Annotated in this window: 10 protein-coding genes and 1 pseudogene; 4 read left to right on the forward strand and 7 right to left on the reverse strand. The window is 68.9% G+C overall.

The window, feature by feature from the left end; translation table 11 throughout:
* Positions 1 to 837 (forward strand): acetamidase/formamidase family protein (locus AC1DZ6_RS09460; protein ID WP_477096938.1); only part of this gene is annotated, 837 nt, incomplete at its 5' end.
* Between the two features lie 129 nt (positions 838 to 966).
* Here the strand turns inward: AC1DZ6_RS09460 and AC1DZ6_RS09465 are convergent.
* The 6 genes and pseudogenes from AC1DZ6_RS09465 to AC1DZ6_RS09490 all read right to left on the reverse strand — a co-directional run.
* On the reverse strand, positions 967 to 1,641 hold the full coding sequence (locus AC1DZ6_RS09465; protein ID WP_477096939.1) for a TetR/AcrR family transcriptional regulator: 675 nt from the start codon (positions 1,639 to 1,641) through the stop codon (positions 967 to 969).
* Complete coding sequence (locus AC1DZ6_RS09470; protein WP_477096940.1) at positions 1,638 to 2,822, reverse strand: urate hydroxylase PuuD; 1,185 nt, start codon at positions 2,820 to 2,822, stop codon at positions 1,638 to 1,640. Before AC1DZ6_RS09470 ends, AC1DZ6_RS09465 begins: the two co-directional genes overlap by 4 nt.
* A gap of 1 nt (position 2,823) precedes the next feature.
* Entirely contained in the window at positions 2,824 to 3,345 is a 522-nt protein-coding gene (uraD, locus tag AC1DZ6_RS09475) for a 2-oxo-4-hydroxy-4-carboxy-5-ureidoimidazoline decarboxylase (protein ID WP_477096941.1), read from the reverse strand.
* The gene (gene puuE, locus AC1DZ6_RS09480) at positions 3,342 to 4,274 is read right to left on the reverse strand and encodes an allantoinase PuuE (RefSeq protein WP_477096942.1); all 933 of its coding nucleotides are present in this window, start codon (positions 4,272 to 4,274) and stop codon (positions 3,342 to 3,344) included. The genes uraD and puuE overlap by 4 nt, the downstream gene beginning before the upstream one ends.
* Positions 4,271 to 5,494, reverse strand: a complete 1,224-nt coding sequence (locus AC1DZ6_RS09485) for a pyridoxal-phosphate-dependent aminotransferase family protein (protein ID WP_477096943.1) — start codon at positions 5,492 to 5,494, stop codon at positions 4,271 to 4,273. Before AC1DZ6_RS09485 ends, puuE begins: the two co-directional genes overlap by 4 nt.
* Positions 5,495 to 5,625: 131 nt before the next feature.
* Positions 5,626 to 6,837: pseudogene (locus AC1DZ6_RS09490) on the reverse strand (allantoate amidohydrolase); the annotation flags it as partial.
* 289 nt (positions 6,838 to 7,126) lie between these two features.
* Here AC1DZ6_RS09490 and AC1DZ6_RS09495 point away from each other — a divergent pair.
* Positions 7,127 to 7,993 carry a DUF1206 domain-containing protein gene (locus tag AC1DZ6_RS09495; RefSeq protein WP_477096944.1) on the forward strand — a complete coding sequence of 289 codons (867 nt, stop codon included), beginning with the start codon at positions 7,127 to 7,129 and terminating at the stop codon, positions 7,991 to 7,993.
* 22 nt (positions 7,994 to 8,015) lie between these two features.
* On the opposite strand, the gene trmFO is transcribed toward AC1DZ6_RS09495, so the two are convergent.
* Complete coding sequence (gene trmFO, locus AC1DZ6_RS09500) at positions 8,016 to 9,458, reverse strand: methylenetetrahydrofolate--tRNA-(uracil(54)-C(5))-methyltransferase (FADH(2)-oxidizing) TrmFO (RefSeq protein ID WP_477096945.1); 1,443 nt, start codon at positions 9,456 to 9,458, stop codon at positions 8,016 to 8,018.
* 189 nt (positions 9,459 to 9,647) lie between these two features.
* Here trmFO and AC1DZ6_RS09505 point away from each other — a divergent pair, with 189 nt between their 5' ends.
* Complete coding sequence (locus AC1DZ6_RS09505; RefSeq protein ID WP_477096946.1) at positions 9,648 to 10,445, forward strand: hypothetical protein; 798 nt, start codon at positions 9,648 to 9,650, stop codon at positions 10,443 to 10,445.
* On the forward strand, positions 10,442 to 11,107 hold a 666-nt coding region (locus tag AC1DZ6_RS09510; RefSeq protein WP_477096947.1), incomplete at its 3' end, for a hypothetical protein. The genes AC1DZ6_RS09505 and AC1DZ6_RS09510, both read left to right, overlap by 4 nt.

Here is an 11,107-nt window from a genome sequence, read left to right on the forward strand (position 1 = left end):
GTGTCGGGCGGACCCGAGGTCATGCCGGCCCCTGACTCTGGACTGGTCATCCCGCCCGCCCTGCAGACGATCCACGACGCCCGGCTCGAACGCATCGGCCCGCACATCCTGACCGGCCCGGTGGCGATCGCCGGCGCCGAGCCGGGCGACACGCTGGAGGTGCGGATCGAGGCCATCGAGCCGAACAACACCTGGGGCTATTGCGCCGTCCGGCCGCTGGCCGGGACGTTGCCGGAGGACTTTCCCGAGCGCTATGTCAGCCACATCGCCGTCGACGCGGCGGCCGGAACCTGCAAACCGACCTGGGGCCCGACGCTGCCGCTGCGGCCGTTCTTCGGCACCACCGGCGTCGCCCCGCCGCCGCGCTATGGACGTCTGTCCAGCCGCGAGCCGCGCGAGCACGGCGGCAACATGGACTGCAAGGAGCTGGTCGCCGGCTCGACCCTGTTCCTGCCGGTCTGGGTTCCGGGCGCGAACTTCTCGGCGGGCGACGGGCACGGCCGCCAGGGCGACGGCGAGGTCTGCGTCAACGCCCTGGAGATGGGGCTGACGGGGACCTTCACCTTCATCCTGCACAAGGCCGCCGACGTCGGGGTTCGGACCTGGCCCAGCGCCGAGAGCCCGACGCACTACCTGACCCTGGGCTTCAACGAAGACCTGGACCTAGCGATGAAGCAGGCGCTGCGGGGGATGATCGAGCTGATCGTCTCGCGGTCCGCGCTGACACGGGTGCAGGCCTATCAGTTCTGTTCGCTGGCCGTGGACTTCCGCGTGACCCAGATGGTCARCGGCGAAAAGGGCGTGCATGGGATGCTGGAGAAGGGGGTGTTGTTTTAGGGCGGTGGCTCACTCACTTGCCCCCACCTGACGGCTTCGCCGTCTATCCGCCCCGCCGCGTGGCTCCTCTTCCCCCTGTGGGGGAAGACGGTCGCGAAGCGACCCGTAGGGGGCAAGTGCTCACCGCACCTACTTCCGCAAATACCCTTCCAACAACTCCAGCGCATGCGTCAGTCGCGCCCGTCGCCAATCCGGCTTGCTCATATCGGTGTCCAGCGTCACCGACAGCGAATAGCCGTTCGCCAGGTGGAACCGGCTCATGGCCGCGATGGTCACGTAGATCTGGGCCCAGTCCAGGCCGTCGCGGAAGACGCCCTGCTTCTGGCCGCTCTCGATCAGACCCTCGATCGTGCGGCGCAGCGGAAAGGCTGTTTCTGTGACCTTGCGCGATTGCGAGACAAACTTGCCCTGCATCAGGTTCTCGTTGCGCAGCAGGCCGTCGATGCGCGGGTTCTTCTCGAAATAGTCGAAGGTGAAGCGCTGCAGCGCGAGAAAGCCTTCCAGCGGCCGGTCGAAGTCGATCTCCAGCTCGGCTTCGCGGCCGCGCAGGTCCTCGTAGGCGGCTTCCAGCACCGCCAGGTACAGGCCCTTCTTGTCGCCGAAGTAGTGGTAGAGCATGCGGATGTTGCACTTGGCGGCCTTGACGATCTTTTCGATCCTCGCGCCGGCGTAACCCGCCTGGGAGAACTCCTTGAGCGCCGCGGTCAGGATCGCCTTGCGCGTCCGCTCGGCGTTTCGCTTGCGGGGCGCCGGAGCGGCGTCGTCGGTCGGTGCGGCCGAAGGCGTCTCTACCAAGGTGGTCACTGCGTCTTTGCTCCCGCTTGGATCCAGGCGCCCAGCTGGGCCCGCTCCTGATCGGTAATGTGAGTCTCGTTTCCAAGAGGCATGCTGGTGGTGTCAACCGCGCGTTCCCGGATCTTGCCCGCATAGCGCGCCATGCCCGCCGGCGTATCGAAGGCCGCGCCGTTCGGCGGAGCGGTGAAGCCCTTGTGGGTCGGGACCGCCGCGTGGCACGTCACGCAGTGCTTTTCGACGATGGCCTGGGCGACGGGGAAGGGCACGTCCGAGACGATGTCCGCCGGCTTGGGCTTGATGCTGGCGACCATGCTGACGCTGAAAATCAGGAACGCCCCCAGGATCAGATAGTCGGGCTTGATGATCCCGTGGTGGCGCAGGATGAAGAAGTAGCGGATCGACACCCCGCCGGCGCTGATCAGGGCCAGCAGCAGCCACGCGAGGTGATGGCCCGTGATCACCGGATAGTGGTTGCTGATCATGATGAAGATGACCGGCAGGGTCATGTGGGTGTTGTGCACCGACCGCTGCTTGCCCATCGCGCCCAGGCGCGGATCGACCTCGCGCCCGGCCAGCATGTCGGCGACGATCTTGCGCTGGTTGGGGATGATGATCAGGAACACGTTGCCGACCATGCACGTGCCGATGATCGCGCCGACGTGGATGAAGGCTCCACGGTCGGTGAAGATCTGGGTCAGGGCCCAGGTCGCGGCCGTCAGGGCCAGGAACCAGGTGATGCCGAACAGGCGCGGCCTGGCGCCCAGCGGCGAGCGGCACAGGCCCTCGTAGACCAGCAGTCCGCCGAAGATGAAGGCCAGGCCCGTGGCGATGGCGCCGGCCTGGCTGAAGGCGTGCTTGCCGGCGTCGATCAGATAGACCGGCGCGCCCACATAGTAGAGCACGATCAGCAGGGCGAAACCCGACAGCCAGGTGGTGTAGGCCTCCCATTTGAACCAGTGCAGGTGGTCGGGCATGTGGGCCGGAGCCGTCATGTACTTCTGCGAATGGTAGAAGCCGCCGCCGTGTACGGCCCACAGCTCCCCCTTCACGCCGTCCTTTTCAGGGACCGGAGCGCGAAGGTTGTTGTCCAGCCAGACGAAGTAGAACGAGGCGCCGATCCAGGCGACGCCGGCGATCACGTGCAGCCAGCGCAGGGAGAGGTTCAGCCAGGTCGAGACGTCGTATTCCATCTCAGCCGGTCACCGCGTCTTGCAGGCGAAGTTTCGAGATCAGGCCGATCTGCTTGATCGCTTCGGCGATCTCGGCGGCCTTGTCATTGTCCAGGCGCGCCTGCATGGCGGCCAAGATCGCGGTCTTGTCGTTCAGCCGCACGGCGATGATGAACGGAAAGCCGAAGCGCTCGCGATAGGCGGTGTTCAGGGCGTGGAAGCGCTCGAACTCCTCCGCCGTCAGCTTGTCGAGCCCGGCGCCGGCCTGTTCGGCGTTGCTCTCGGCGGTCAGGGTCTTGGCGATCGCCGCCTTGCCGGCCAGTTCGGGGTGAGCGCGGATTAGGGACAGGCGCTCGGCCTCGGGGGCGGCTTCCAGCACGGCCATGGTCGCCGCGTGCAAGGCTTCGACGCTGTCGAACGGCGCGGCGTCATAGGCGCGCTGCACCACCCACGGCGACAGCTCGAAGGCGAAGCCCAGGGTGGTGGCGAAGCCGGTGCGGTTCATCCGGTTCAGGTCGGCCAGGGTCAGGGGCGGGGCGCTCATTGGGCGCTCTCCTTCTTGGTGGGGGCCTTGTAGGGATGAGTGGCGATCCAGTGCCGCGCGATGTCGATGCGCTTGGCCACCCAGACCTTGTCGTGGGCGGTGACGTGCTCGAGGAACCGGCGCAGGGCCATGATCCGGCCGGGCTTGCCGACGATCCGGCAATGCAGGCCGATGCTCATCATCTTCGGCGCGGTCTCGCCTTCCAGGTACAGGGCGTCGAAGCTGTCGCGCAGATAGGCGAAGAACTGATCGCCGCTGTTGAAGCCTTGGGGCGCGGCGAAGCGCATGTCGTTGGCGTCCAGGGTGTAGGGCACGATCAACTGGGCCTTGCCGTGCTGGTCGTCCCAGTAGGGCAGGTCGTCGGCATAGCTGTCGGCGTCGTAGACGAAGCCGCCTTCCTGGGCGATCAGCCGGGCGGTGTTGGGGCTGCTGCGCCCCTGGTACCAGCCCAGCGGCCGCTCACCGGTCAGGGCCTCGTGGATCTCGATGGCCTGGGCGATGTGCTCGCGCTCCAGCGCTTCGGGGAAGTGCTGGTAGTCGATCCAGCGATAGCCGTGGCTGGCGATCTCCCAGCCGGACTTCAGCATGGCTTCGACCGCGTCGGGATTGCGCGCCATGGCCTGGGCCACGCCATAGACGGTCAGCGGCAGGCCGAACTCCTCGAACAGCCGCCGGATCCGCCAGAAGCCGGCCCGCGAGCCGTATTCGTAGAGGCTCTCCATCGACATGTGCCGGGCGTCGGGGACCGGCTGGGCGCCGACCATCTCCGACAGGAAGTGCTCGGCCTGCGGGTCGCCGTGCAGGACCGAACGCTCGGCGCCTTCCTCGTAGTTCAGGACGAACTGCACGGCCACGCGGGCGCCGTTGGGCCACTGGGCGTGGGGCGGGTGCTCGCCGTGGCCGAWGAGGTCGCGGGGGTAGCCGGTCATGAGAAGACGCCCAGCGCCGCGTCCACGCCGGCTCCGGCCGTGAAGCCGTAACCTTCGCCGCGCAGCACCGCCTCCAGCGCCGCCAGCGTGGTGAGAACCGCATGCTTGCGCGCATTGACGCCCATCGCGCCGATCCGCCAGACCTTGCCGGCCAGCGGCCCGAAGGCCGTGCCGATCTCGATCTCGAAATCGGTGCGCATGCGGGTCCGCACCCGGTCGCCGTCGACGCCGGGCGGGATCATCACGGCGGTGACGTTGGTCATCTTGTGGGCTTTGTCGCCGTAGACCTGAAGGCCGAGAGCCTCCACCCCAGCGACCACGGCCGCCCCAGCCTGGGCGTGGCGGGCGAAGCGGGCCTCCAGCCCTTCCTCCAGCACCACCCGGGCGCACTCGCGCGCCGCGTAGAGCATCGAGGCGGCCTCGGTGTGGTGGTTCAGGCGCTTGTCGGACCAGTAGTCCATGATCATCGCCAGGTCGAAATAGTTGGAGGCGATGCGGCGGCCATTGCCGCTGACCACGCCCGCCGTGGCGATGCCGGCCTCGACATGGCGACGGCTGAAGATGTGGTCGGCCGCGCGGTCGCTGATGGTGATCGGACCCGAGCCGGACGGACCGCCCAGGCACTTCTGCAGGCCGCCGGTGACAATGTCGGCCTGCCAGGCGTCGACGGGTACGCTCATGCCGCCGATCGTGGCGGTGGCGTCGACATAGAGCAGGGCGTCATGGCGTCGGCAGATCTCGCCGATCGCCTCGATGGGCTGGGCCATGGTGGTGGAGGTGTCGCCGTGCACGCAGGCCACCAGGCGCGGGCGTACGCGCTTGACCGCGTCTTCCACGGCCTGAGGATCGACGACCTTGCCCCACTCGCCCTCGACCAGGGTCACCTTGGCGTCGCAGCGCTCGGCGATCTCGGACAGCAGCAGGCCAAAGCGCCCGGCGTTGACCACCACCACGTCGTCGCCCGGGGCCAGCACCGAGACCAGGGCCGCCTCGATGGCGGCGCGCGAGGTGCCGTCGATCAGGAAGGTCTGCTGGTTCTTCGTCTGAAAGACCTGACGGTACAGCGCCATGGTCTCGTTCATGTAGCCGGTGAACTCCGGGTCGAACTGGCCCAGAAGCTGCACCGACATGGCCCGCAGCACGCGCGGATGCACGTTGATCGGGCCGGGGCCCATCAGCAGGCGGGCGGGATGGTCGAGTTCGCCGAAGGTGGTGCTCATTTTGTCACTCAAAGCTTGTCATCCCGGGCGGAGCGAAGCGCAGACCCGGGACCGCCGGAAGCGCCGAGTTCACGCGTCGGTCCCGGATCTTCGCGCTGCGCGCTCGTCCGGGATGACAGAGAAAATTGCGTTGAAAGCCGATCCACGAACCCCAGCATCGCCTCCGCCGCGACCGCGCAGTCGGCCTCGGTGACGGCCTCGCGCGGATTGTGGCTGATCCCGCCTTCGCAGCGGATGAACAGCATGGCGGTGGGGCAGAGGTCGGCGATGACCATGGCGTCGTGGCCGGCCCCGCTGGGCAGGCGGCGGGGCGGCTGGCCGGTGGCGGCGACGGCGTCTTCCAGCAAGGCGGTCAGTCCGGGATCGCAGGGGCTGGCGGCCAGGTCCTGCATCAGGGTGACCGAGACCTCCAGGCCGCGCCGGGCGGCGATGGCCTCGATCTCGGCGGTCACCGCCTCGGCGGCGGCGTCACGCGTGGCGGCGACCTCGGCCCGGATGTCCATCGAATATTCGACCGCGCCGGGAATGACGTTGAAGGCGCCGGGCAGGGCGGTGATGCGGCCGACGGTGCCGACGAGGCCATCCTTCCCGCCGGAACAGATCCGCTCCAGCGCCAGGATCGCCTCGGCGGCGGCGGGGCCAGGGTCCTTGCGCAGGTTCATCGGGGTGGTGCCGGCGTGACCGGCCATGCCGGTGAACCGCACGATCAGCCGCTTCTGGGCGGCGATGGCGGTGACCACGCCCAGGGCCAGGCCCTCGGCCTCCAGCACCGGACCCTGTTCGATGTGGGCTTCCAGGAAGGCGAACACCTCGCCCGGCTTGCGGGCGGCTTCCTCCAGACGGGTGGGGTCGAGGGCGAAGGCGGCGAAGGCCTCGGCCAGACTAACGCCGTCGCCGTCTGTCATCTCCATAACGCTGGGCTTGACCGTTCCGGCCACGGCGCGGCTGCAGGTCATCGAGGCGGGGAAGCGCGAGCCCTCCTCGTCGCCGAACGCGATGACCTCGACGGCGAAAGGCAGGCGGCGACCGGCGGCGCTCAGCGCCTCGACCACGTCGATCCCCAGCATCACGCCCAAGGCGCCGTCGTAGCGACCGCCGTTGCGGACGCTGTCGATGTGCGAACCGATCAGCAGGGCCGGGGCGTTGGGCGTCTCGCCCTCATAGCGGCCGACCAGGTTGCCGGCGTGGTCGCGGCGGGCGCTCATGCCGGCCTCTTCCATCCAGAAGGCCAGCGTCTTCAAGGCTTCGTCGTGGGCGGGGGTCAGGAACCGGCGCACCAGCATGCCGTCGGCTTCGCTGTAGGGCTCCACGCCCATCAGGTCGCAACGCGCCTTGGCTCTCATGCCGATCTCGAAGGCCTCCGCCACCCTGCCGGGCTCCCCTTTGCCGTACACGCCATCCGTGACATGCTTGCCTAACATCGGCGAGCCGCAAAGCTCGCCATGATCGGCGGCGCGAAACAGCTTCCCGCGCACATGCCTCGACAAGCGCCAGACCGAACGACCGGCGCCTGAAGCTAAGTCATAAATCACTTACTTAGCGAAAGACAGGCTTGACCCTCGATCGACGAGGCGGAACGCTCGCGCCCGGGCCGTCGTTGGTGATCCCAGTTGGGTCATCTGGGCACGAACCATGTCGATATCGCTGATCGCCTTGCCTCGAAAGCTGGTGAAGCGCGTCCAGGGGCTGAACGTCGCCAAGGCGATCGAGCTGGCGTCGCGGCTCGGGTATGCGGCGCGGGGCCTTGTCTATCTCGCGCTTGGGGCGGTCGTGCTGCTGGCCGCGCTGGACCTGACGCCGCGCGCCAAGGGCGCCAAGGGCCTGTTGCGCGCCTGGGCCGAGTGGCCGTTGGGCTGGGCGCTGATCGGCGGGATCGGCGTCGGCCTGGCGGGCTTCGCGGCCTGGCGGATCCTGCAGGCGGTGTTCGACGCCGACCGGCATGGCCGCACGCCCAAGGCCTGGGCGGTGCGGGCCGGCCAGGCGTTCAGCGGGCTGGTCTATGGCGGCCTGGCCCTGTCGGCTTTCGAACTGCTGGACGAACTCGAGGATGTCGGCGAGATCGACGAAGAACAGAAAGTCCACCATACCGCCGGGACCATTCTGGACCTGCCCTACGGCGACACGCTGTTGATCATCGCGGGCCTGGCCGTCCTGGCCTTCGGTGTCGGCAACGTCATTCAGGGCCTGGTCCAGGACTTCAGCAAGCGCTTGAAGTGCGACGACCGGCTGTGCCGGGTGGTCGTGCCTCTGGCCAAGACGGGCTACGCGGCGCGAGGCCTGGCCAGCCTGCCGCTGGGCGTCTTCCTGGTGATGGCGGGCGTCCAGGCCCGGGCCGGCGAGGCCCGCAGCTGGGGCGGCGCGCTGCAGGCGGTCGAGCACCAGCCGTTCGGAAACACGGCTCTGTGCCTGGTAGCCGCCGGCCTGATCGCCTTCGGGCTGTTCGGCCTGGTCGAGGCACGGTACCGGCGCATCCGCCCGCCGCCCGAGATCACGCCCTAGCCGGCGCGGCCTCGGGGACGCGTCAGCCCTCGGCGATCCACGCGTCCAGGTCGGCCAGCGCCCGAATGCTCATCAGCCGCTTCTTCGCCCGGCCGCGCTCCTTCATCGGGATCTTCACCCCGTCGTCGCCGACCTTCGGGGTCTCCATCGGCGGCAGCAGGCCGTAATTGATGTTCATCGGCTGGAAGCTGGTCTTGCCGACCTCCTGACCCTCGATGTGGCCGCCGGTCACGTGGTCGACCAGAGCGCCGAGGGCGGTGGTCGGGGGCGGGGCGTCCAGAGTCTTGCCCAGACGCTCGGCGGCGGCGAAGCGGCCGGCCAGCAGGCCCGTGGCGGCGCTTTCGACATAACCCTCGACGCCGGTCATCTGGCCGGCGAAGCGCAGGCGCGGGGCGACCTTCATCCGCAGGGACCGGTCCAGCAGGCGCGGACTGTTGATGAAGGTGTTGCGGTGCAGGCCGCCCAGCCGGGCGAACTGGGCGTTGGCCAGGGCCGGGATCATCCGGAACACCTCGGCCTGGGCCCCGTGCTTCAGCTTGGTCTGGAAGCCGACCATGTTCCACAGCGTGGCCAGGGCGTTGTCCTGGCGCAGTTGGACGATGGCGTACGACTTGACGGTGGGGTCGCGCGGGTTGGTCAGGCCGACCGGCTTCATCGGACCGTGGCGCAGGGTCTCGCGGCCGCGCTCGGCCATCACCTCGATCGGCAGGCAGCCGTCGAAATAGGGCACGTGCTCCCACTCCTTGAACTCGGCCTTGGGGCCTGCGAGCAAGGCGTCGATGAAGGCCTCGTATTCGGCCTTGTTCATCGGGCAGTTGATGTAGGCCGCCGCGTCGCCGCCGGGGCCTTCCTTGTCGTAGCGCGACTGGCGCCAAGCGATGTCCATGTCGATCGACTCGACGTGGATGATCGGGGCGATGGCGTCGAAGAAGCTCAGCTGGCCTTCGCCGCTGAGGTCCAGGATCGCGTCGGCCAGGGCGGGCGAGGTGAGGGGGCCGGTGGCCACCACCACGCTGTCCCAGTCCTCAGGCGGCAGTCCGGCGATCTCTTCGCGGACGATGGTGATCAGCGGGTGAGCCTCGATGCGGCGGGTGACCTCGGCGGAGAAGTTGTCGCGGTCGACGGCCAGGGCGCCGCCGGCGGGCACCTGGTGCTGGTCGGCGGCCGACAGGATCAGCGAGTCCAGCTTGCGCATCTCGGCGTGCAGCAGGCCGACGGCGTTGAACTGCCAGTCGTCCGAGCGGAAAGAGTTGGAGCACACCATCTCGGCCAAGCCGTCGGTCTGGTGCGCATCCGTCCTTATTTGTTGTCCTATCGCTTCGCTGCTTGAGGACGGTTCGTCGCGACGCATCTCGTGCAGGACGACCGGGACGCCGGCCTGGGCGATCTGCCAGGCGGCCTCGGACCCGGCCAGGCCGCCGCCGATGACGTGAACGGGGCGCGCGGAATTGGGGGAAGTGCTCATGGGCGCCCTCATACCCCCGGCGGCCGCGCGGCGGAACCCGCCTGTTGTCCGCAAGTGACCCCCTTAGCGGCGCCAGGGCCACGTCGCGCGAAATTCAGCGTGACACCCACCGCGACTCGTCGCCAAGCCGGGGGCGAACCGCTTATGACTCCTGGGAGTTCGCGCGGGCAGCGGACGAGAGAGGGTTTCATGGGCGAGGGATCGGCGGCGATCGGGGGGACCGTTCGCGCCGGCATGGCGGGATGGGCGCCCGGGGTGCGGAGCTGCTGGGCGGCGCTGGTCGTCGGCGCGGTCGTCGGCCTGCTGCCCCGCGCCCTGCCGCCGGGCTTGGCCTTCCTGGGCCTGCCGCTGGAACTGGCCGCCACCACCCTGGCCTACGGCGCCCTGTATCGCGCGGCGTTCGGCGGCCCGGCCGGCTGGAAGGGCCTGCGCTGGGGCGCCCAGGAGTGGCGACTGCTGGCCGTGCAGGTGCTGGTCACAGTCATCCTGACCATCGTGGCCGCCGTGTTGTTCGCGCTGGTCGCGGCGGTGGTGGTGGGCGTCGCCAAGGTCAATGATCCCGGCTTGGATATCACCTCGGTGGAAGCTTGGCGCGGAGCCCTGAACGGCCCGGGCGCGGTGCCCGTCAGCCTCGTGCCGCTGCTGTCGATGGTTCTCATGATCTGGCTGTTCTTGCGTCTGTCCCTGGCCCCAGCGGCCACGATTGATCAGGACAGGATTCAGGTAATCAGCGCCTTCGGACGTTCGCGCGGCGTGGTGTTGACCCTGGCGGCCGCGGGCGTGGTGCTCGCGGCGCCGGCCCTCATCCTGGCGGTCGCCATCGGCCGCCTCCAAGCGGTCATGGGCTTACCCGAGGATGTGCTGGTCGTGCAGCCGATCATCGCCGCCGCCATCTTCTTCTTCTATCTCATCCCGGTCTGGACCGCGGCCTTGGTCGACGTCTATCGACTGCAGCCCGCCCCGACCCCTGGAACCCTCCGGACATGACCACCTTCTCGCCCGTCCAAGCCGCCCTCGAAGGCGTCCGCATGACGCGCCGCAAGCCGCTGGTCGTGCTGGCCTGGGCCGCCTGCTACTTCGCCATGCTGGTCGTGCTGGGGCTGCTGGTGGCCTTCGCGTTCGGGGGGACGGTGCGGGCCGACCTGGCGCTGCTGTCGCGGACCAACGACCTGCGCGAGCTGGTCGACATCGTCGCCCGCCGCAAGGGCACGCTGCTGCCGCTGATCGCCTTCGCCGTGGCCCTGCAGTCGGTGATCAGCGTGGCGATCATGCGGGCGGTGGTGCGGCCGCAGGAGCGGCGCCTGGCCTATTTGCGCGTCGGCCCCGAAGAGGGCCGGCAGTTCATCGTCGCCCTGGTCGGCTGGGTGGTGGCCCTGGTCGTCACCGCCCTGCCCAGCGCCGTGCTGGTGCTGATCGGCGCGGGCCTGATCAGCCTCGGCGCGGTCGAGACCAACCGCTGGGTCGAGGTGCTGGGCGCCATCGCCGTGGCCGGCCTGTCGATCTGGGCCGGCATCCGCCTGTCGCTGCTGTCGATCACCACCTTCGCCGAGGGCAGGCTGTCGCTGCGGCGGACCTGGGCCCTGACCGACCACCACTTCTGGCACCTGCTGGGCATGTACGCCCTGGCCGTGGTGCTGACGATCCTGGTC

The sequence above is a fragment of the Caulobacter sp. P1_B12_2 genome (genome assembly GCF_056406675.1).